At 62.7% G+C, this 22,617-nt stretch carries 18 protein-coding genes; 1 reads left to right on the forward strand and 17 read right to left on the reverse strand.

The window, feature by feature from the left end:
* Positions 1–76: 76 nt before the first annotated feature.
* The 3 genes from yoaA to NCR40_RS07195 form a co-directional block, all read right to left on the reverse strand.
* A complete protein-coding gene (yoaA, locus tag NCR40_RS07185) occupies positions 77–2,305 on the reverse strand; it encodes a DNA repair helicase YoaA (protein WP_250509088.1) in 2,229 nt (742 codons plus the stop codon).
* Positions 2,306–2,388: 83 nt separating this feature from the next.
* The gene (locus tag NCR40_RS07190) at positions 2,389–2,610 is read right to left on the reverse strand and encodes a DUF465 domain-containing protein (RefSeq protein WP_244825322.1); all 222 of its coding nucleotides are present in this window, start codon (positions 2,608–2,610) and stop codon (positions 2,389–2,391) included.
* A gap of 44 nt (positions 2,611–2,654) precedes the next feature.
* Positions 2,655–3,524 carry a colicin transporter gene (locus NCR40_RS07195; RefSeq protein WP_250509089.1) on the reverse strand — a complete coding sequence of 290 codons (870 nt, stop codon included), beginning with the start codon at positions 3,522–3,524 and terminating at the stop codon, positions 2,655–2,657.
* A gap of 265 nt (positions 3,525–3,789) precedes the next feature.
* On the opposite strand from NCR40_RS07195, the gene NCR40_RS07200 reads away from it, so the two are divergent.
* Entirely contained in the window at positions 3,790–6,138 is a 2,349-nt protein-coding gene (locus NCR40_RS07200) for a Tex family protein (protein ID WP_250509090.1), read from the forward strand.
* A gap of 72 nt (positions 6,139–6,210) precedes the next feature.
* On the opposite strand, the gene NCR40_RS07205 is transcribed toward NCR40_RS07200, so the two are convergent.
* The 14 genes from NCR40_RS07205 to ispG form a co-directional block, all read right to left on the reverse strand.
* Positions 6,211–8,103, reverse strand: a complete 1,893-nt coding sequence (locus NCR40_RS07205) for a potassium transporter Kup (RefSeq protein WP_244825325.1) — start codon at positions 8,101–8,103, stop codon at positions 6,211–6,213.
* A 271-nt stretch (positions 8,104–8,374) separates the two neighbouring features.
* Positions 8,375–8,935: a phosphoribosyltransferase gene (locus NCR40_RS07210; RefSeq protein ID WP_244825326.1), complete on the reverse strand. Its 561-nt coding sequence runs from the start codon at positions 8,933–8,935 to the stop codon at positions 8,375–8,377.
* Between the two features lie 104 nt (positions 8,936–9,039).
* Complete coding sequence (locus NCR40_RS07215) at positions 9,040–10,386, reverse strand: adenylosuccinate synthase (RefSeq protein WP_250492305.1); 1,347 nt, start codon at positions 10,384–10,386, stop codon at positions 9,040–9,042.
* A 143-nt stretch (positions 10,387–10,529) separates the two neighbouring features.
* Positions 10,530–11,681, reverse strand: coding sequence for an ATP phosphoribosyltransferase regulatory subunit (locus tag NCR40_RS07220; protein ID WP_250464955.1), 1,152 nt, complete (start codon positions 11,679–11,681; stop codon positions 10,530–10,532).
* A gap of 94 nt (positions 11,682–11,775) precedes the next feature.
* Complete coding sequence (locus NCR40_RS07225; protein ID WP_244825329.1) at positions 11,776–11,961, reverse strand: DUF2065 domain-containing protein; 186 nt, start codon at positions 11,959–11,961, stop codon at positions 11,776–11,778.
* Positions 11,962–12,015: 54 nt separating this feature from the next.
* A complete protein-coding gene (gene hflC, locus NCR40_RS07230; RefSeq protein WP_244825330.1) occupies positions 12,016–12,921 on the reverse strand; it encodes a protease modulator HflC in 906 nt (301 codons plus the stop codon).
* Positions 12,922–12,934: 13 nt separating this feature from the next.
* A complete protein-coding gene (gene hflK / locus NCR40_RS07235) occupies positions 12,935–14,359 on the reverse strand; it encodes an FtsH protease activity modulator HflK (protein ID WP_250509091.1) in 1,425 nt (474 codons plus the stop codon).
* Between the two features lie 83 nt (positions 14,360–14,442).
* Entirely contained in the window at positions 14,443–15,708 is a 1,266-nt protein-coding gene (gene hflX / locus NCR40_RS07240) for a GTPase HflX (protein ID WP_244825332.1), read from the reverse strand.
* Between the two features lie 82 nt (positions 15,709–15,790).
* Entirely contained in the window at positions 15,791–16,027 is a 237-nt protein-coding gene (hfq, locus tag NCR40_RS07245) for an RNA chaperone Hfq (protein ID WP_006999489.1), read from the reverse strand.
* A 149-nt stretch (positions 16,028–16,176) separates the two neighbouring features.
* Positions 16,177–17,517 (reverse strand): ribosome biogenesis GTPase Der, encoded by a 1,341-nt coding sequence (gene der, locus NCR40_RS07250; RefSeq protein ID WP_244825333.1) that lies wholly within the window; start codon positions 17,515–17,517, stop codon positions 16,177–16,179.
* A gap of 400 nt (positions 17,518–17,917) precedes the next feature.
* A complete protein-coding gene (gene bamB, locus NCR40_RS07255; RefSeq protein WP_244825334.1) occupies positions 17,918–19,063 on the reverse strand; it encodes an outer membrane protein assembly factor BamB in 1,146 nt (381 codons plus the stop codon).
* Between the two features lie 128 nt (positions 19,064–19,191).
* A complete protein-coding gene (locus tag NCR40_RS07260; protein ID WP_250492301.1) occupies positions 19,192–19,821 on the reverse strand; it encodes a tetratricopeptide repeat protein in 630 nt (209 codons plus the stop codon).
* Between the two features lie 111 nt (positions 19,822–19,932).
* Positions 19,933–21,273 carry a histidine--tRNA ligase gene (gene hisS, locus NCR40_RS07265; protein ID WP_250464961.1) on the reverse strand — a complete coding sequence of 447 codons (1,341 nt, stop codon included), beginning with the start codon at positions 21,271–21,273 and terminating at the stop codon, positions 19,933–19,935.
* A 6-nt stretch (positions 21,274–21,279) separates the two neighbouring features.
* On the reverse strand, positions 21,280–22,608 hold the full coding sequence (ispG, locus tag NCR40_RS07270; RefSeq protein WP_244825337.1) for a flavodoxin-dependent (E)-4-hydroxy-3-methylbut-2-enyl-diphosphate synthase: 1,329 nt from the start codon (positions 22,606–22,608) through the stop codon (positions 21,280–21,282).
* Between the last annotated feature and the right edge of the window lie 9 nt (positions 22,609–22,617).

The following is a 22,617-nucleotide window of genomic DNA, read 5'->3' on the forward strand; positions in this document are numbered from 1 at the left end:
GCTGGTCAGGCAAAAATGGGCGCTTCGGCGCCCATTTTGTTTGTCGATCAACCGCTCCCGCGCCCTGCTGCAAGCCTTACTCGGCAAGCTCCGCCGACGCGTCCGCCGCTTCGCTGAAAAACGCCCGCGCGACTTCCAGTTCACGCGTGCGCTTGAACGGCGGCAGGCTTTGCCAGATGCGTCGGCCGTATGGTTTATCGACGAGCCGCGTGTCACAGATCATGAGCACGCCGCGATCCGTCTCCGCGCGAATCAGCCGCCCCGCGCCCTGCTTGAGCGTGATGACGGCCTGCGGCAACTGATGCACGGCGAACGGGCTCAAGCCTTTCTTCGTGAGCGCGTCGAGGCGCGCGGCAAGCACGGGATCGTCGGGCGGCGCGAACGGTAGTTTGTCGATGACCACGAGCGAAAGCGCATCGCCACGCACGTCGACACCTTCCCAGAAGCTCTGGCTGCCGACGAGAATCGCATTGCCATACGCGCGGAAACGGTCGAGCAACTCGGTACGGCTCGCGTCGCCCTGCACGAGCAGCGGATTGTCCCAGCCGCGCCGCTCGATCACGTCGCGCAGACGCTGGGAGATGCGATCGACCGCGCGCAGCGTCGTGCACAGCATGAACACGCCGCCACCCGATGCCTCGATCACCGGCAACGCGGCGTCGAAGACGGCGTCGGTGAACTGCGGCGAGGACGGCTGCGGCAGATTGCGCGGCACGTACAAAAGGCCCTGCGACGGGTAATCGAAGGGACTCGGCAAGGTCATCGAACGGCGCGCGTTCAAACCCATTTGCGCCGCGTAATGCGTGAAATCGCCACGCACCGAAAGCGTCGCGGAGGTGAAGATCCAGGCACGCGGCACGCCCGCGCGCTGCTTCGCGAAGATCGGCGCGACCGACAGCGGCGTCTCGTGCAGTTGCACCGTGTGCGAGAACACTTCGATCCAGCGCACCATCTCGTTGGGCTCGTCGCGCGCGGCTTCGGCGGCGGTATCCGCGTCTTCGACCACTGCACGTTCGAGCGCGGTCGGCGGCTTGGTCCAGCCCGACAAAAGCCCTTGCAATTCGCGCGCGCGCCGCACCAGCGCCTGCAGCGACTCCGCGCGCTCGCCGTGTGCGCCGAGCGCGGCCGTGAGTGCATCGAGATGGGTTTGTAGCGTGTCGAGCGCTTCGAAAAGCGGATGCCCATCGGCGAGCTGGCCGAGCGAGAGGCGAATCGAATCTTCCCGGAATGCGAGCCGCAGGTCGCGCGCCGCGCGTTCGAGCGCCGCGCCGAGCTTGGTCCAGTCGGCGGCGTCGCGAGCGTGGGACAAACCTTCGGCCACCGCATCGCGGGCGAGTTCGAGCAGTTGCGTGGTCGAAAGCGTCTCGCCGAAAAAGAGCGTCGCCGTCTCGGGCAACTGATGCGCCTCGTCGAAGATGATGGTGTTCGCCATCGGCAAGAGTTCGGCCATGCCGGTGTCGCGCAGCATTACATCGGCGAAGAACAGGTGATGGTTCACCACCACGATGTCCGCCTGTTGCGCTTCGCGGCGCGCCTGCATCACGAAGCAATTCTTGTAATGCGGGCAATCTTGTCCAAGGCAATTGTCGCGCGTGGACGTGACCATCGGCCAGACGGGCGAGTTCTCGGGGACACTCGCAAGTTCGGCCTTGTCGCCCGTGCGCGTGATCTTGGCGAAGCGCACGATCTCCTGCAGATGCGACGTGTCCTGACGCGTCGGCAGCCGCCCGTTGTCGGCGGTGCGTTCGAGATAGTAGTGGCAGAGATAGTTGGCGCGGCCCTTCAGCATCGCGACGGTGACCGGCACGGCGAGCGCGTCGCGCACGGTCGGGATATCGCGCTGAAAGAGCTGATCCTGCAAGTGTTTGGTCCCGGTCGAAACGATGACCTTGCCGCCCCACAACATGGCCGGAACGAGATAAGCGTAGGTCTTGCCCGTGCCCGTTCCCGCCTCGACGATCAGCGTGTTCTCGCCGCCATCGACGGCGCTCGTCGCGGTGGCGATACCCACGTCGTCGGCGGATGCCTCGTCTACCGCATGCGGCTTGTCCGATGGCCCGAGCTTGCGCGCCGGGCGGCGCTGCAATTCGAACATCGCGGGTTCGGGCATGGCGCGGCCGGACGCTTCCATCGCGGCGGCGACGGAGCGCGCCATGTCGATCTGCGACGCGCGCGGCCGATAGCCGTCGATCGCGCGCGCCAGAAGGCCTTCGGCGGAGAAGATGGCGTCGAGTTCCGTGCGGCGCTTGTCCGTGAGTTCGAGCGCAGCGCTTGCGCTGTCGCGGGGTTGTGCGGGTAAGTTCAAGGCGGGGCTAGATCCTGCGGTTGCGGTCACGGCGCATGGCGGCGCTTTGCTGCCTCAAGCGCCTCGACCCGCGTCGATGCGCTTCAATGCGCGTCGCCGTCGAGCTGCAGTTGCAGCAGAAGTATGGTGTCTTTCACCTTGAGCTTGCGCTTTTTCAAGCGCCTGAGCTCGAGGTCGTCGATACCGCCCATCTTGTCGATGAGCGTGGACAAGCCGTGATGCTCTTCCTGCAATTGCGTGATGCGATCGCGGAGCACGGTGGCATCCACGGCGGGTTGTCGGGGTGCGTTCAAGCGCTGCTGCATGCTCGCCTCCTTTCATCCTCATCGCCCGGGCGGTGCCTTGGGCGTCACTTACCTGGTTGCTGCTGTTGCTGCTGTTGCTGCTGTTGCTGCTGTTGCGCCTGCTGGGCTTGCTGTGCCTTTTCCTGCTGCTTGCGCGCGGCTTCTTTCTGACGCGCCTCGACTTCCGCGCGATGCTGCGCGGCATCGCGTTGTTTCTGTTCGTAACGGTCCGCCTTCTGCTCGCGGTCCTGCGCGTCCTGCACGCCGCGTGCGCGCGCTTCCTCGAGTTGTCGCTGATAGTCCGCCTGCTTGCGATCGTACGCGGCCTGATTGGCCGCGCGCTGCGGCGCCTCGGCCTGACGTTGCGCGGCGGACAGCGCGTTCTGACGCTGCTTTTCCTCGTAGGACTGCTGGCTCGACTTTTCGCTGGCGGCGCGTTGCGGCGCTTCCGCATCGTATTGTGCCTGCTTGAGCGCGGTCTGTTCGTCGCGCTGCTTCGTGCGCTCGGCGCGTTGTTCGTCGTCGAGAGCGAGCTGCTGCTGGCGAATCTGCTTGCGCTCTTCACGCATGGCCGTGCGCGCGTTGTCGAGACAGTGGTTCACGAAGAATTTGCCGTAGCAGTCGTGTTCCTTGACGCCGTATGCGTAGTCGTTCTGCGCGGTGCGTTTGTCGAGCGCCTTTTGCCGGCGCGCATTGTCGGCCTTGAGCGCGTCTTCGGCGCTCGGCTCGGCACTGACCATGGCGGATGAGGCATCGCCGAGCGGCGTGGCGCGCACCGACGTGGTGGGGTCGATGCCCTTGGGCGTCTGCGCGATGGCATTCGGCGCGAGAACGAGCGTGCACAGAAACGCGCACGCGGCGCAGCTGGACGCGAGCGGGGAAAGGCGAAGTTTGGGCAAATGAATGGACGGCAACGTGATAAAGACCCGATGCATTAAGCGATGCAACGACAGACGCAATGCAGCCTGCGCGATGCCGAAATTCTATCACCGTGAACCGGAGCCCTTCTCCATTTATGGCAAAATCCCCCGCTCAAGCAACCCGGCCGCAACCGGCAGCACGCCCGCTTTGCGAGGCGCAAGAAGTAGTCAGCGCGCACCAAGCGGGACACAGGGCGTAAAGCGCGCAACGCGTCGCACGAGATGCGCGCCCTGCGTCTTGCCGTTGCACAAGGCCAGCAGAGAGCAGACAGCGCAGACCATGACGCAAACCGTAGCACTCAAGATCGTACAGCGCATTGCCACCGAGCTTACCGTGCAGCCGCGCCAGGTGGCCGCCGCCGTGCAGCTTCTGGATGAAGGCTCGACTGTCCCGTTCATCGCCCGGTATCGCAAGGAAGTGACCGGCAATCTCGACGACACGCAACTGCGCACGCTCGAAGAACGCCTCCTGTATTTGCGCGAACTCGAAGACCGGCGCGCCACGATTCTTTCGAGCATCGACGAGCAAGGCAAGCTCACCGACGAACTGCGTACATCGATCGAAGGCGCGGACAGCAAGCAGGTGCTGGAAGACCTGTATCTGCCGTATAAGCCGAAGCGCCGCACGCGCGCGCAGATTGCTCGCGAAGCCGGCCTGGAACCGCTCGCACAGGCGCTCCTCGCCGACCCGACGCTCGATCCGCAGAGCGAAGCCGCGAAGTTCGTCGATACCGAAAAAGGCGTCGCCGATATCAAGGCCGCGCTCGACGGCGCACGCGATATCCTGTCCGAGCAGTTCGGCGAAACGGCCGAGATTCTCGGTAAGCTGCGCGAGCACCTGTTCAACCAGGGGCTTGTCATGTCGACCGTGGTCGAGGGCAAGCAAGGCGAGGAAGGCGAAAAATTCCGCGACTACTACGACTACAGCGAAACCATCCGCACGGTGCCGTCGCATCGCGCGCTCGCGCTGTTCCGTGGCCGTAACGCGGGCGTCCTGAGCGTGAAACTCGGGCTCGGCGAGGAACTCGACGCACAAACGCCGCATCCTGGCGAAGTGATGATCGCGCAGCACGTGGGCATCGCCAATCGCGGCCGCGCGGGCGACAAATGGCTCGCCGACGTGTGCCGCTGGTGCTGGCGTGTCAAGGTGCAGCCGCATATCGAAAACGAACTGCTCACCAAGTTGCGCGAGGAAGCCGAGCACGAAGCCATTCGCGTGTTCGCGCGCAATCTGAAGGACTTGCTGCTCGCCGCGCCCGCTGGCCCGAAAGCCGTGATTGGCCTCGATCCGGGTCTGCGCACCGGCGTGAAAGTCGCCGTCGTCGATCGCACGGGCAAGGTGCTGGCCACCGACACCATCTATCCGCACGAGCCGCGCCGCGACTGGGACGGTTCGCTCGCGAAGCTCGCGCGCATTGCCAAGGCGACGCAGGCAGAGCTCATTTCCATCGGCAATGGCACGGCATCGCGCGAAACCGACAAGCTCGCGAGCGAGCTCATCGCGAAGCATCCCGAACTCAAGCTGCAGAAGATCGTCGTGTCCGAAGCGGGCGCGTCGGTATATTCGGCTTCCGAACTCGCGGCGAAGGAATTTCCGGACCTCGATGTTTCACTGCGCGGCGCGGTTTCCATTGCGCGCCGTCTGCAGGACCCGCTCGCGGAACTCGTCAAGATCGACCCGAAAGCGATCGGCGTCGGCCAGTACCAGCATGACGTGAATCAGCGCGAACTCGCACGCTCGCTCGATGCGGTCGTCGAAGATTGCGTGAACGCCGTCGGCGTCGATGCCAACACGGCTTCGGTCGCGCTGCTTGCGCGCGTATCCGGTTTGAACGCGACGCTTGCACGCAATATCGTCGATTATCGCGATGCCAACGGGCCGTTTGCGTCGCGCGAGAATTTGAAGAAGGTGCCGCGTCTCGGCGACAAGACGTTCGAGCAGGCCGCGGGTTTTCTGCGCATCAACAACGGCGAGAATCCGCTGGATCGCTCGTCGGTGCACCCGGAAGCGTATCCGGTCGTCGAGCGCATTCTCGCGAAAATCAAGAAGCATGTCGGCGATGTGCTCGGCAAGCGTGAAGCGCTCACGGGCCTTTCGCCCACCGAATTCGTCGACGACCGCTTCGGTCTGCCGACCGTGCGCGACATCCTCGCCGAACTGGAAAAGCCGGGCCGCGATCCGCGTCCGGAGTTCAAGACGGCGACGTTCCGCGAAGGCATCGAGAAGATCGCGGATCTCGAACCCGGCATGGTGCTCGAAGGCGTGGTGACGAACGTCGCGGCGTTCGGCGCGTTTGTCGATATCGGCGTGCATCAGGACGGACTCGTGCACGTTTCCGCGCTGTCGACGAAGTTCATCAAGGACCCGCATGAAGTCGTGAAGGCAGGCCAGGTCGTCAAGGTGAAGGTGCTCGAAACGGATGTGAAGCGGCAGCGCATCTCGCTGACCATGCGTCTCGACGATGACTTCCCGCCGGCAGCGGCAGGCAGCGGCGCGCCTTCGCAACCGCGTGCAGGCCAGCAGGACCGGCGCGCGGGCGGCGGGCGCGATGCGCGTTCGAATAATCAGCGCCGCGAGCCGGAACCGGGTGGCGCGATGGCCGCTGCTTTCGCCAAGCTCAAACGCTGACAGCCGGCACGCTTCAAACAAAAAACCCACGCTTTGCGGCGTGGGTTTTTTGTTTCCGGGAGCAAGCGCTCGTCAGATTTCGATCTTCGTGCCCAACTCCACGACGCGATTGGCCGGAATGCTGAAGAAGTCCGTCGGCTTCGCGGCGTTCTGATGCATCCACGCGAACACGCGCTCGCGCCACACCGACATGCCCGGCAACTCGGTCGGCACCACGGTTTCACGCGCCATGAAGAACGACGTGTCCATGAGTTCGAACGTCATTGCGTGCGTGCGCGTGATCTGTTCGAGCACGGCTTTCACGTCCGGCGTTTCATTGAAGCCATACGCGGCCTTCACGAGAAAGAGCCCGCCGCCAACGTCCTTCACTTCCATGCGATGCGCGCCGTCCACATACGGGATATCGCGCGTGATGAAGTTCAGGAAAATGGTGCGCTCGTGCAGCACCTTGTTGTGCTTCAGGTTGTGCAGAAGACTCACGGGCACGAGCGAATCGCTGCCTGTCAGGTAGATCGCCGTACCCGACACGCGATGCGGCGGATGCGCGAGCAGCCCTTGCAGGAACGGCATGAGCGGAATACCGTCGGCGGCCGTGCGATCCTTCACGATCATGCGGCCTTTGTACCAGGTCATCAGCAGGAAGAAGAGTATTCCGCCGATGCACAGCGGCAGCCAGCCGCCCTGCCCGATCTTCAAGAGACTCGCGCCGAAGAAGCCGATGTCGATCGTGAGCAGCACCGCGATCAGCGCGCCGACGAGCCAGCGGTTCCAGCCCCAGAGATTGACCATCACCACCGAGAGCAGGATGGTCGTGACGAGCATGGTCGCGGTCACGGCGAGTCCATAAGCCGCCGCCAGATTCTCCGAACTCTTGAAGCCCACCACGATGCACAGAATGATGAAGAGCAGCATCCAGTTGACGAGCGGAATATAGATCTGCCCGATCGCCAGTTCCGACGTATGCAGGATCTTCATGCGCGGCACGTAACCGAGCTGAATAGCCTGACTCGTCAGCGAATACGCGCCCGAAATCACTGCCTGCGATGCAATCACCGTGGCGACGGTGGAAAGGATCACGAGCGGGAGCAAGGCCCAGTCTGGCGCCAGCAAGAAGAACGGACTTTCGATGGCCGACGGCGTATGCATGAGCAACGCGCCCTGCCCGAAGTAATTCAGCAGAAGCGACGGCATGACGAGCGCGTACCAGCCGCAGCGAATGGGCTTCGCGCCGAAGTGGCCCATATCGGCATAGAGCGCTTCCGCGCCGGTCAGCACCAGCACGACGGAGCCGAGCACGATATACGCCTGCAACACGTGCGAGGCCATGAACGAGATTGCATAGTACGGGTTGAGTGCGACCAGCACGCCCGGTGCGAGCACGATGTGATAAGCGCCCAGCACGGCGAGCGTGATGAACCACACCAGCATGATCGGGCCGAACAGCTTGCCGACCACTGCCGTGCCATGGCGCTGAATCCAGAACAGCAGGACCAGGATGACCATGGTGATCGGCAGCACGTAAGGCGACAGCTTCGGTGCGGCGAGTTCCAGCCCTTCCACCGCCGAGATGACCGACATGGCGGGCGTGATGACCGCATCGCCATAGAACATGCAGGCGCCGAAGATGCCTAGCATCAGCAGCACGCCCGACATGCGGCCCGGCTCCTTCACGCTGCGCAGCGCGAGCGTCATCATGGCGAACACGCCGCCTTCGCCGTTGTTGTCGGCGCGCATGACGAAGAGCACGTACTTGACCGCGACCACCATGACGATGGCCCAGAAGAGCAAGGAGATGACGCCGAGAATGGACGCCTCGGAAAGCGCGATGCCGTGCGACGGGCTGAAGGCTTCCTTCAGGGAATAGAGCGGACTCGTACCGATGTCGCCAAAGACGACGCCAATGGCGGCGAGCGCAAGAGATGGCAAAGGCTGTTTATGCTCTTGCGCGTGAGTCATGTTAGTCATAAAAGCGAGATGTCCGTCCAGGGCGGAAAGAAACGAACGCCATTCTATCTAACGTCGCGTGCAAAAACGCTGCCTCTCGTATTGCCCGGCAACACGCGTGTGTGAGTTTAGCATCGCGTTTCGTGCGCGTCGGCTGAACGATTCAGGGCGCTTGGCTGCGTCTGTGAAATTAGGTGACCCAAAGCAAAAACGCCGTTGCGCCCGGCATGAAGCGGGACGAACGGCGTCTTGCCCGTTATCGGGCAGCAAGAACGAGGCGACGAAGTGGCGCTCACTCGCGGCTGTTCTGCAGGCCCCGCTTGATCCAGGCGCCGAGATTGTGCGGCCGTACCGTGTCCCACTCCTCGAACGGTTGATGAATCCACGGATTGGTTTCGAGAAACTGCACGTGATAGTCGGGCGTAACCTTCGAGCACGCCTTGTACCAGAGCACGGCCGAGCGCACCGCCGTAATGGCCGGATAGCGCTCCTTCAGATGCTCCTGCACGCGCGCGAGCGTAACGCCTGAGTCGACCAGATCGTCCACCAGCAAGACGTTGCCGGACAACTCGCCGCGCGTCATGGTGATGTACTGCGCGATGTCGAGATCGCCCTGCTCCGTGCCCGCGGCTTCGCGATACGAACTCGTTGCGAGAATGGCGAGCGGCAAGTCGTAAATGCGCGAAAGTTGGTCGCCGACGCGCAGCCCGCCGCGCGCCAGACACAGGATCTTGTCGAACTTCCAGCCTGAGTCGTGTACTTTGAGCGCGAGGACTTCGATCAACCGGTGATATTCATCCCAGTTGACCCAAAGATTTTTGTCGTCGTTGCGCGGGTCCGTCATCGCGATCATGGTAAGACTCTTTCAAATACGTACTACGGGTTATATATGAAATGTGGCCGCAAGGTAGCGGCCACATTCTTTACAGCGTCCGGCTCAGGTTGAAACGCTCGCGCTCAGACCTTGAACGGATGACGCAACAGGATGGTTTCATCGCGGTCCGGTCCGGTCGACACCATGTCGATGGGCACGCCGGCAACTTCCTGCACGCGCACGAGATAAGCACGCGCGTTCTCGGGCAGACTGTCCCATTGCGTAATGCCGATGGTGCTTTCCTTCCAGCCGCCGAAAGTCTCGTAGACCGGTTCGCAACGCGCCACTTCCGAGGCGCCGCGCGGCAGGATATCGACCTCTTTGCCGTCGAGTTTATAGCCCACGCACAGTTTCACTTCCTCGAGACCGTCGAGCACGTCGAGCTTGGTGATGCACAGCCCCGAAATACCGTTGATCTGAATGGAGCGGCGCAGCGCGGCGGCGTCGAGCCAGCCCGTGCGGCGCGGACGACCCGTGACCGAGCCAAATTCCTTGCCGACGGTCGCCAGGTTCAAGCCCACCTGGTCCTGACGTTGCGCGTTGTCGGCATCGTACAGTTCGCTCGGAAACGGGCCCGAACCGACGCGCGTGCAATACGCCTTGGTGATGCCGAGAATGTAGTTGAGCCGTTGCGGACCGATACCCGCGCCCGAAGTCGCCGCACCCGCGACGCAGTTGCTCGACGTGACGAACGGGTAAGTGCCGTGATCGACATCGAGCAGCGTGCCTTGCGCACCTTCGAACAACAGATTGCGGCCAGCGTGGTTTTCGTCGTACAGACGGCGCGAGACGTCCGTGACCATGGGTTCGAGACGCGGCGCGTAACCGAGCATGGTGTCGAGCGTTTGCTGGTAGTCCACTTCGGCCGCGCCCAGATACTTGCTCAGCACGAAGTTGTGGAAGTCCAGCACTTCGCGCAGACGTTCGGAAAACACCGGCACGTCGAAGAGGTCCTGCACGCGCAGCCCGCGACGGCCGACCTTGTCTTCGTATGCCGGACCGATACCGCGCCCCGTGGTGCCGATCTTGCCCGCGCCGCGACGCGCTTCGCGCGCCTGATCGATCGCGACGTGATATGGAAGAATGAGCGTGGCGGCTTCGGAAATGAACAGGCGTTTCTGAACGTCGATGCCCGCGGCTTCGAGCTCGTCGATTTCCTTGAACAAAGCTTCCGGAGACAACACGACGCCATTGCCGATATAGCAGGCCGTGCCCGCGCGCATGATGCCCGAAGGGATGAGGCGCAGAATGGTTTTCTTGCCGCCGATGATGAGCGTGTGGCCGGCGTTATGACCGCCCTGGAAGCGCACGACGCCCTGGGCGTGGTCCGTCAGCCAGTCGACGATCTTGCCCTTGCCCTCATCACCCCATTGGGTGCCCACCACGACGACGTTGCGCCCCGGGTTCACATTCACTGCACTGGCAGACATGTTGATTCGTTAGCTGGTTAAAAACGTATTTTACCTATGTTCGCCACAGGTTCCGAATTTTTCGGGATACGTCGGGGTTAGGAAATCGGCATCCATTCGTATGACGCGCGGCTCACTTCATGCGCCGCGCTTAGGCGCCGCGTTCAGGCGCGCGCTTCGACGATCCATTGGCCGTCGCGCTCGATGAGTACGCGGTCGAAGGCGAATTCGTCGAGATCGTGCTCGTGGCCCGGCAGCGCCTGAATGACCACTTCGCCGGCATCGCGCAATGCGGCGACGGCGGCGCGTAGCGTGTCTTCGTGCTTCCACGGTGCAAGGATCGCGCTGCCGCGGGCATCGACGGGAGAAATACGCGCGACTTCACGCAGGTCCAGCGAAAAGCCCGTTGCCGGACGCGCACGTCCGTAGGCGAGCCCGACATCGTCGTAGCGGCCGCCATGCGCAACCGCGTTGGGCACGCCGTCGACATAGGCGGAGAACATCACGCCGCTGTGATACGCGTAGCCGCGCAAATCGGCGAGATCGATCATGAGTTCGGCCCCGTCGACCTGGCTTGCGAGAAACGCGAGATCGTCGAGCGCACGCGCGATGACCGGCAGATTCGGCAGACGGCCGCGCGCGGTTTCGAGCACCGAGGCGTCGCCGTAGAGCGTAGGCAGCGCGCGCAACGCTTCGCGCGGCACCTGGCCGAGATGCGCCGTGAGTTCGTTGATACGCGGCACGTCCTTGCTCGCGAGCGCCTCATAGAGCGCTTCGCCAAGCGATGCAGCCGCCGGTTCCAGTTCCAGCAACGCGGCGAGCACGCCCGCGTGGCACAGATCCAGACGCACTTTCGTGAGACCCGCGAGATGCAGCGAATCGAGCATCAGTTGCTGGATTTCGAGGTCCGCTTCGAGCCCCGCGTGACCGTAGATTTCCGCGCCGATCTGAATCTGCTCGCGCGTCGCGTGCAGGCCGCGCGGACGCGTGTGCAGCACGTTGCCCGCATAGCACAGACGCGTCACGCCATGCCGGTTCAAGAGATGCGCGTCGATGCGCGAGACCTGCGGCGTGATGTCCGCGCGCAAGCCGAGCGTGCGCCCGGACATCTGATCGACGAGTTTGAAGGTGCGCAGGTTCAAATCGCTGCCGCCGCTCGTCAGAAGCGATTCGAGATATTCGAGCATCGGCGGCATCACGAGCTCGTAACCGTACGAACGGAAACGATCGAGCAGACGGCGTCGCAACTCTTCGATCTTGCGGGCTTCCGACGGCAAGACGTCGGCGATATTTTCGGGAAGCAACCAGGTGGACATCGATACGTTTCCTACGGGGCGCGCGGCGCGTGACGCGGCGCGCTTTGACGAACGGATTTAAACAAGATAGGCCAATTGGCGCATCACGGTGTGCTCACGTTGCGATGAGCAGCAGGATGAGCCCGAGCACCATCGCGATCAGTCCGCCAATGCGGATGTGATGCGTCGGGCGCTCCGCGATGCGGCGAAAGGTATCGCGCCACGCGGTCGGAAAAACGAAGGGAAACATTCCTTCGATGATCAGCATCAACGCAAGTGCGAGCAGTAACGTCTCGGCCATGTTCCAAGGGAGAAAGGCGAAAGCGCGAACGGATCGCGCTTTCGCGGGGCACGATCAGCGCTTGGCCGTGGCAGCCGCGGAAGAAACATCCGCGCTGCCGCCGTTCGGGCCGCGCATGAAGCGGAAGAAATCGCTGCTCGGGTCGACCACCATCACGTCGCCCGGCTTGAAGGTCTTCTTATACGCTTCGAGGCTCTGATAGAACTGGTAGAACTGCGGATCGCGTCCGTAGGCGTCCGCCGCTATGGCTGCCGCCTTGCTGTCTCCTTCGCCCTTGATGGACTGTGCCTGACTGTATGCATCGGCGAGAATCGCCTGTTGTTCGCGCTGGGCGTCCGCCTTGATCTTGTCGGCGTCCGCCGTGCCCTTCGCGCGCTCGATGGCGGCGGCCTGCTGACGCGCCGCGATCATGCGTTTGTAGACCGAGTCGGCTACCACGGACGGAAAGTCGATACGCGTCATCTGCAAATCCACGAGCTGCACGCCGAAGGCCGCCGCCGCGTCTTCCACCGACTTCTGCGCTTCGCTTGCGAGCGTTTGCTGGCTGCCGAGCGCGTCCGTGAGCGAACGCTTCGCGAACGCACTGGCGAGCGACGTGCGCGCGAGCCCGACGATGCGCTCCTGCGCGGTCTGCGTGTTCTTCTCGTTGCTCTCGAACAGTTTGAGCGGATCGGCCACGCGATACTTGATGACGGTATTCACCAGCACGTCGTTCTTGTCCGACGTGGCGAAGCGGTCCGCGCCCGCTTCGTCGATGGTGAGCGTGCGGGTATCGACGAGCGTGAGCGTCTGGAACGGCGCGGGCAGCTTGAAATGCAGGCCCGGGCCGTCGAGTTTCGGTTCGCCGTCACCGTGGGAAGCCACGACAGCAGCATGCCGTTCGTCGACCGTGAAGATCATCGATGAACCGATGAACAGCACGATCACGACAGCGACCACAAGCGCAATGATTCGATTCATGTTCTCGCGCTCCTTATTGCAGGTCGTCTTGACGATTGCGCGAGCGGAAAGCATCGCGGGAGCGCAACGGGTCGCTTGCACCGCTTGCGGCACTGGCCGCGCTGGCCGCACTGGCTGCAGTCGTCGCGCTGGCCGCGCCGTTGTTGATCGCTCCGTTGGCCGGCGCGCTCACCACGGCCGGCGACGACGCCACGCCCGGCGCACGCGCCTGTGCGCCATCGCCAGCGGGCGCGCTTGCGGCTGCGGCGGCACTGGCGGCATCGGCTTCTTTCACCTGCTGACGATTCGCCTCGACGAGCTTGTCCAGCGGCAGGTACACCACGTTATTGCCTGCCTTGCTGTCCACGAAGACCTTCGTGGTACGCGAATAGATTTGCTGCATCGTGTCCAGGTACATGCGTTGACGAATGACCGCGGGCGCTTTCGAGTATTGCTCGTAGACCTGCTTGAAGCGCTCGGCGTCGCCCTGTGCTTCGGTCACCTGGCGATTGCCGTAGGCCGTGGCTTCGTCGACGAGACGCGCCGCGTCGGCTTTCGCACGCGGCAGCAGCTGATCGGCATAGGCTTGCGCGATGTCGCGAGCGCGCTCGTTGTCCTGACGCACGCGCGATGCTTCCTCGAATGCCGCCTGCACTTGCGTCGGCACCTGCACGCTTTGCACGGTCACGCCCGTCACCTGCAAACCGGTGCGGTAGAGATCGAGCGAGCGCTGGATGGATTCGGTCAGACGCGCGCGCAACGCCTCGCGATCCTTGTAGAGCATGTCGTCCGTGCTGATAGACCCGGCGATCTCGCGGACTGCCGCCTGCGACGCCTGCGTGACGCTCTGGTCGGGATCGAGATTGCGGAACAGGAAGTCGGTCGGCGACTTGATCTGATATTGCACGGCGAAGCGCACGTCGACGATATCGGCGTCGTTCGTCAGAACCGAGGCATCGCGCACGTTGCCTTGCGCGAGCGCGGTGCCGCGACCCACTTCGACCGAGCGGACCTGCGAGATGTCGACTATATCGTGCGACTGAAACGGATACGGCAGGCGCCAGTGAATGCCTTGCGCCACCGTTTGCCGATATTTGCCGAACTGCGATACCACGCCGACGTGACCGTCCTGTACGACAAACACGCCGCTGCCGAGATAGATGGCGATCAGCACGCCAATGACGATGCCAAGCCCGATGCGCGTGCCGCGGCCGTTCTCGCGCGGCGCGCCGCCGTTGGGCTTGCGTCCGAACAGACCGGCTATGCGGCGGTTGAAGTCGCGCCACATCTCGTCGAGATCGGGCGGGCCTTCGTCCTTGCCGTTCGGGCGCTTGCCGTCTTGCGGACGCTTCGAGTCGTTCTTCACGCCGTTGCCTTCGCCCCGCCCCCAGCGCGGATCGTTGATCGAAAAGGCGGCATGCATGCGCTGCCTGTTAGTCCGCTCGTTGTAGTCGTTCACTCGGTGATTCACCATTAGACAGCCGGGGGTAGACATCCAGACAGATAAGCCCGGGCGATGCAATCCGGAGTTCCGCGAGCCGATCAGTGACCGTGCTCGGAAACCTTGTGGTCACGTTGTTCGGTCAGCCGGTGGTCTTCCGGCTGCGCGTTCGTGTCGTGTGTTTCGTTTGACCCGGACAGCGGGGATTGCGTTGCATCGGACTCGAGTTGCGGCGCTTCGATTTCAGCGAGCACGCTTGGTAAAGCCTCTTCGCTTTCGTCCGTTTCCGCAGCAGCGATTTCGGCGATGGCAGCGCGCAGCGCATCGAGCCCCTGGCCCGAGCGTGCACTCAAAAAGACGCGCGAAATATTACCATACTCGTCCCTTTCAACCGCTTCGCCACGGGCCGCCAGCTCAGGCACCGCGTCGATCTTGTTGAAGACGAGAACCTGCCGGATGGAATCCGCGCCGATGCCGCGCAATACCTCGTTCACCTGATCGATTTGATCGAGGCGCACGGCGCTCGATGCATCGACCACATGCAGCAGCAAGTCTGCGTGGATGGTTTCCTCGAGCGTGGCGCGAAAGGCCGCGACGAGCTGGTGAGGCAATTCGCGGATGAACCCGACCGTGTCCGATACCACCACGTGCCCCGCTTCCTCGCCGAGATAGACGCGACGCGAGGTTGTGTCGAGCGTGGCGAAAAGCTGGTCGGCGGCGTAGGCCTGCGCCTTCGTGAGCGCATTGAACAGCGTGGACTTGCCGGCGTTGGTATAGCCGACGAGGGAGACCGACATCGTGCGATTACGCGTGCGCTGACGACGCTGCGTACCATGCTGACGGCGCAACTTCTCGAGCCGGGTCTTGAGCGCCTTGATACGCTCACCGATCAGCCGGCGGTCCGTTTCGAGCTGCGTTTCGCCCGGACCGCGCAGGCCAATACCGCCCTTTTGCCGTTCCAGGTGAGTCCACGCGCGAATGAGCCGTGTCGACAGATACTGCAGCTGTGCGAGTTCGACCTGCAATTTGCCTTCGTGGCTGCGGGCGCGCTGCGCAAAAATGTCGAGGATGAGGCTCGTGCGGTCCACCACGCGGCGGTCGAGCGCGAGTTCGAGATTGCGCTGCTGCGCGGGCGCGAGTGCGTGATTGAAGATGACGAGTTCGACGTCGTTCGCTTCGCAAGAAAGGCGCAGTTCTTCAACCTTGCCGCTGCCAATAAACATCTTAGCGTCCGGAGCCGAACGGCGGCCGGTTAGCGTGACGGCGGGATGGGCGCCTGCACTTTGTGCGAGCAGGCTGAGTTCTTCCAGACTGGCTTCGAAATCGATCTTGCCGAAGTCGATGCCGACGAGCGCTGCATTGATCAAATTGATATTTTTCGGTTTTTGAAGCGACCGGCGAATTGTTTGATGTTCGCTTTTTTTAAAACAGCGCCGGTCGCGACGAGGTTTAGGACGATTCAGCGTCCGGGTGGAAATTCACCGGACGGGCCGGCACGACGGTGGAAATGGCGTGCTTGTAGACCATCTGTGTGACCGTATTTCGGAGCAACACGACATACTGGTCGAACGATTCGATGTTTCCTTGAAGCTTGATGCCGTTGACCAAATAGATCGACACCGGCACGTGCTCTTTACGCAGCGCGTTCAAAAACGGGTCTTGTAACAATTGCCCTTTGTTGCTCATAGCAAACTCCGTGTTTTTTTGCAGGTTGGATTTATTGTCGGCGAAGAAAAAGAGATCCGCCGACAATCGCTACACTATAGCTGATTTTCGTTTCCGCACCAGCCTGGCCAAATGGCCGACCGGCCTGAAACGCTTGACTCACGCGGCTTTCAGCCTTTGTCCGCGTAAGGGTTATGGCTTGACCGGAACTCTATGCGCAGTGGCGTCCCGACCAATCCAAAAGTTTCTCGGAAGCGCCCTTCCAGATAGCGTTTATAAGTCTCGGTAATGGCGTCGAGCGCATTGCCGTGCACCACGATGATCGGCGGATTTTGTCCACCCTGGTGGGCATAACGCAGCTTCGGACGAACCGGACCGCGACGGCGCGGCTGCTGAAACTCCACCGCGTCGATGAGCGCGCGCGTGAGCTTCGGTGTCGGCAACTTGGCCATGGCGGCGGCGTAGGCTTCATCGACAGACTTCATCAATGGGCTGATGCCGCTCTTCTCCAGCGCCGAGACGTAGTGAAATTTAGCAAAGTCCAAAAACTTGAGCTTGCGGGTGAGATCCGCCTTCGTGCGCTCGCGCACATGCGAGTCCAGACCGTCCCACTTGTTCACGCCGACCACGAGCGCGCGGCCCTGTTCGACCACGAAGCCCGCGATGTGCGCGTCCTGATCCGAGATGTCCTGCTGGGCATCGAGCAAAAGAATCACGACGTTGGCATCGGAAATGGACTGCAAGGTCTTCACCACCGAAAACTTCTCGATGGCCTCGAACACCTTGCCGCGACGACGCAAGCCCGCCGTGTCGATAAGCGTGTATTTGCGGCCTTGTCGCTCGAAATCAATATAAATCGAATCGCGCGTGGTGCCGGGCATGTCGAACGCGATCACGCGCTCCTCGCCGAGCAATGCGTTCACGAGCGTCGACTTGCCAACGTTCGGACGTCCGACGATGGCAATCTTCACGCCGTGCTGCGCCTTCTCTTCTTCGCTCTCCTCGGGCTGACCGGCATAAGCGATGTCGAGCGCGTCGTTGATCATCTCGGTGACGCCGTCGCCGTGCGCAGCCGAGATCGCGCGCGGATCGCCGAGACCGAGTTCGTAGAAGTCGGACGCGACGGCCGAATACTTCATGCCCTCGGCCTTGTTCACGACGAGAAAAAGCGGTCGGCCGGTCTTGCGCAGATAGTCGGCAATCGCCTTGTCTTGCGGCGCGAGCCCGTTGCGTCCATCGACGATGAACACGACGATGTCTGCCTCTTCCACCGCCTGACGCGTTTGCCGCGCCATTGCGTGCAGGATGCCGTCTTTCGCGACCGGCTCGAAGCCGCCCGTATCCACGACGAGATACGGCCGCTCGCCGCCCACACGGCCTTCGCCGTAGTGGCGGTCGCGGGTGAGGCCGGGCAGATCGGCGACGAGTGCATCGCGCGAACGCGTCAGCCGGTTGAATAAGGTGGATTTCCCCACATTGGGGCGCCCGACGAGGGCAATCACGGGTTTCATCAGATGTTGTTCAAGGTTGAACGCAAGACGGCACACGAGGCGTGCGAACGAGACCTCTCGTTCCGCTCATGCCGCGCCACGGCTGCGCTTGTCGAAAATTAGCATGGATTCGGCTTGCGGCACGCGCGACGCGTCACGGCGTCAGTGTGTCAAGCCTGCGGCGCTGGGACGCCGCTGCGCCTCGTCAGAGGCAGTTTTGGCGCGCCGCCTTCGCGCGACGCGCTTTGATTCTTGCAGCCCACCGCGCTTTTTGCGTTCCGCTGGCAGGCTCTCGGGAGTGCGCGCGATTGCCGCGCCTCCTGCTTTCTCTTGCGGCCCGGTTCTGGCCGGACCTGCCGCGCGATGGGCTTCGAGCGCGCAATACCGCTCAATACCGCTCGATCTAACGATCACGCGCGTGTTAGTTGCTGGGACGAAAGCCGTAGATGCCGCCGTCGTGCGTCAGGACCACGAGCGTGTTGCCGGCGAGCACGGGCGGCGCGGTGATCGCGCTGCCGTCGGTCTTGGCGCGGCCGACGAGTTCGCCGTTATCCGCGCTCAGGAAGTGGACGTAACCTTCGAAGTCGCCAACAACGACCGCGCGACCGAGAATATACGGCACGCTGACCTGGCGGTTCTTCAGCTTGTCCGTCTTCCAGAGCTGCGAGCCGTCCGAGGTGCGGAATGCATTTACGACCGACCAGTCGTCGCCTGCTGCGACCAAGTCCGAATCCTGTGCAAGACCGCTGTCGGACGAGAAGCTCTTTTCCCAGTCCGGACGGCCGGAATTTGCATTGAAGCAGCCGATGCGGCCCTGGAACGTCACCGCGCAGCTCTGCGCGCCGACGAGTCCCGGCGCGCCGGTTACGTCGTTGATGCGCTCGACTTCGGTCACGCCCTTCGGATATGAAACAGGCGTTTGCCAGAAGGCATCGCCCGTTTGCAGGTTGATTGCCGCGAACGTGCCGCCCGGGAATCCAGCAAGCACGGCCTGATTGCCGGCGAAGGTCATGCCCGCCGCGACGCGCAGATTCAGCGGCACCGCGCGCAATTGGAAGACCCACTTTTGTTCGCCGGTCTGCGCGTTGAAGGCCACGACCTTGCCGTCGATGGTACGCACGATCACGAGATCATTGCCGACGAGCGGCGGAGAGATCAGTTCGCCCGGCGCGACTGCCGTCCACAACTGCTTGCCGTCCGGTCCGAGCACGTAGACCGAACCCTTCAGACCGCCGACCGCAGTCAGATTGCCGTCGCTGCCGACGCCCGCCGACAGATCGTCCTTGAGCTTGATGCGCCAGACATCCTGACCCGTTTTCGCGTCGATCTTCACGACCGAGCCGTTCTCGCCTGCGGCAAAAATTGCGTCGCCCACGGCAACCGGCGCGAACAGATAGCGGCCTGCCTTGCCGACGCTCGCCTTCCACGCCTGGGAGACGTTGAGCACCGGCTTGAACTCGACGAGCGGTGTCGGCACGCGGCGTTCATCCTTGGTGGATGAGCAAGCCGCGAGCAAGGCGGTCATCGCGCAGGCAAACGGCACGGCGTAGCGTTTCAAAAAAGTCATCGGTGGACGCAACATGAATTATCGGATTCGGTTGATCGGCGCCCGGCCGCGCCTTCGCCTTCAAGGCATTGCGCGGCTGGGCGGCCTGATTGTTATATGGCTCGGTCGATTGCGGCGCCGCGCGCTCTTCAGCCGCCGAGCGCGTCGAGCTTGAACTGGACCAGTTGCCGCGCGGAGGTATCGTTCGCGGGCAGCGCGCCGAGCGCCAGCTTGTAGGATGCGCGGGCGTCGTCGCGCTTGCCTTGCGCCGCAAGCAGATCGCCGCGACGGTCCGCGATCACACCCTTGTAGGCGTCGAGCGGCGCATCCGCGAGCAGCTTCAGACCCGCGTCGTAATTTTTCTCGTCGAGGAGCACCAGCGCGAGGCGCAGCTTCGCGACTTGCTTGTACTCGTCGTCCTTCGCGTGATCGATGGCCCATTGCAGTTGCGCTTTCGTGCCGGCGGTATCGCCCGCCGTGTATAGCGACTTGGCCGCGGTGAGCGCGCTCATCTGAGCGTAGGCCGTGCTGCCGAACTTGTCTTCCATGTCCGTCGCAATACGGCTCACCATTTTCTGATCATTGCCGGTGACGGCCTGCTGAAGCTGGTCGTACAGCACGGAAGCTTCGGCCGCCTGATGACGCTGCCAGTAATTCCAGCCGTTGTATCCGGCTGCGATTACAAGCGCCACGAGGATGATCCACGTCGTGGAATTACCCCACTTGGCCCACCAGGCTTTCAAACTTTCCAGTGATTCTTCTTCGTCGTGATAGCTCATCGTCCAGCTATTCCTTCCTGCGTTTCATTGCACTTCGAGTGCCGTGCGCGATGCCGGACAGTTCACTCATCCAGCGCGATGCCCACGGCCATTGCCCGCGTGTCGGGCCGCCTAGTCTTCGGCGGATGCCACCATCGCATTGATTAGGTATTCGGTCAAGTCTTCCGCCGGAACGTTGACCTGCTCGTTCTTTTGCGCGTCCGACGTTTCGGCGCCCGCGCGGCGCAGCGGCTTTACGCCGATCGTGCCCTGCGCGAGTTCGTCTTCGCCCAGCACGACGGCAAAAGCCGCGCCGCTCGCATCGGCTTTCTTCATCTGTGACTTGAAGCTGGCAGGCGCGCCGTCCGGGCTGCAATGCAGGATCACGTCGAGGCCCGTGTCGCGCAGACGCTCCGCCACGATGAACGCCTGCTCGGCGGCAGCTTCTCCCTGATGCACTACGTAGACGTCCGTACCTTCCGCTTCCGGCACGAGATTCTCTTCCTTCAGCAACTCGAGGATACGCTCGACGCCCATCGCCCAGCCACACGCGGCCGTGGGCTTGCCGCCAAGTTGCTCGATGAGCGGGTCGTACCGGCCGCCGCCCGCCACAGTGCCTTGCGCGCCGAGCTTGTCGGTCACCCACTCGAATACGGTGAGGTTGTAATAGTCGAGACCGCGCACGAGACGCGGATTGATCTTGAACGGAATGTTGTTGGCCTTCAGCAGCCTTTGCACGCCCTCGAAATGCTTGCGCGATTCTTCGCCCAGGAAGTCGGTGAGCTTTGGCGCGTTCTGCGCAATTTCCTGCAGCGCGGGATTCTTCGTGTCGAGCACGCGCAGCGGGTTGGTGTAGAGACGTCGTTTGGCTTCTTCGTCGAGCGCGTCGACGTGCTGCTCCAGATACGCGATCAGTTCCTTGCGGTGCGCCGCGCGCTCGTCAGGCTGGCCAAGTGAATTCAGTTCCAGGCGAATGCCGGTCAACCCAAGGTCGTCCCACAGGCGCTGACACATCATGATGATTTCGGCGTCCGTGTCCGGTCCCGCGAAACCGAGTGCTTCCACGCCGACCTGATGGAACTGGCGATACCGCCCGCGCTGCGGACGTTCGTGACGGAACATCGGGCCGATGTACCACAGGCGCTTCGGACCGTCGTAAAGCAGGTTGTGTTCGATGCTCGCGCGCACCACCGCCGCCGTGTTTTCGGGCCGCATGGTGAGATGTTCGCCGTTGAGCGAATCGGTGAAGCTGTACATCTCTTTTTCGACGATATCCGTCACTTCGCCGATCCCGCGCGTGAACAACTGCGTATGCTCGATGATCGGCGTGCGGATGTTCTGATAGCCGTATGCGCGCAGCATCGACTTCACCGTGGATTCGAAGAAGTCCCACAACGCGGCGTCCTGCGGGAGGATGTCGTTCATGCCCTTGACGCCGGTCAGCTTGCCGAGCCGTTTCTTCTGTTCAGTCATCTGTCTTTAAAGTGTTGCCGCGGACGTTTCTTCGCGCTTGCCGGTTTCTTGCCCGTAGGTGCGCTCGACGTAGTCGCTGACGATTTGCTGGAATTCCTCGGCGATACGCTCGCCACGCAAGGTCTTCACCTTCACGCCGTCGATAAACACGGGCGCGGCGGGATTTTCGCCCGAACCCGGCAAACTAATGCCGATGTTCGCGTGTTTCGATTCGCCAGGCCCGTTGACGATGCAGCCCATCACCGCGACGTGCATCTTCTCGACGCCGGGAAACTGGTCGCGCCACACGGGCATGGAGTTGCGCAAATAGCTTTGGATCTGCGACGCGAGTTCCTGGAACAGCGTGCTGGTCGTGCGCCCGCAGCCGGGACATGCAATGACCATGGGCGTAAAGGAACGCAGGCCCATGGTCTGGAGGATTTCCTGGCCGACGACCACTTCGCCCGTGCGCGCGCCGCCTGGCTCGGGCGTCAGCGAAATACGGATGGTGTCGCCGATGCCTTCCTGCAGCAGCAACGACAGCGCCGCCGTCGAAGCGACGATGCCCTTCGAGCCCATGCCCGCCTCGGTCAGGCCGAGATGCAGCGCGAAGCTGCAACGTTTAGCGAGTTCGCGATAAACGGCGACCAGATCCTGCACGCCGCTCACCTTGCACGACAGGATGATCTTGTCGCGACCGAGGCCGAGTTCGACCGCGCGTTCCGCCGAGCCGACCGCCGACTGGATCAGCGCTTCATACATCACACTTTGCAGTTCCCACGGCGCCGAGCGCGCGGCGTTTTCGTCCATCATGCGCGCGAGCAGGTCCTGGTCGAGACTGCCCCAGTTCACGCCGATGCGCACCGGTTTGTCGTACTTGATCGCGGCTTCGATCATCTGCGCGAATTGCGTGTCGCGCTTTGCGCCCTGTCCGACGTTGCCGGGATTGATGCGGTACTTCGACAGCGCTTCGGCGCACGCCGGATGATCGCGCAGCAGCAGATGCCCGTTGTAATGGAAGTCGCCGACGAGCGGCACGGACACGCCCATGCGGTCGAGTTGATCGCGGATGTGCGGCACTTCCGCCGCCGCTTCCGGCGTATTCACCGTGATGCGCACGAGTTCGGAACCCGCCTGCGCCAGTTCCTTGATCTGGATGGCGGTTCCGATGGCGTCGGCGGTGTCGGTGTTGGTCATCGACTGCACGCGCACCGGTGAGTCGCCGCCGATGGTGACGAGCTGACCGCCCCAGCGCACGTCCACCGCATGCGATGCACGACGCTTCGACGAGCCGCCGAACACCGGTTCGGTCGAACAGATCTTGCTGCTAATCAGGGATTGAGCTTCGGATTGCATCGAAAAACC

This window comes from Caballeronia sp. GACF4 (assembly GCF_023631025.1).
In the GTDB taxonomy this organism is placed as follows: Bacteria; Pseudomonadota; Gammaproteobacteria; order Burkholderiales; family Burkholderiaceae; genus Caballeronia.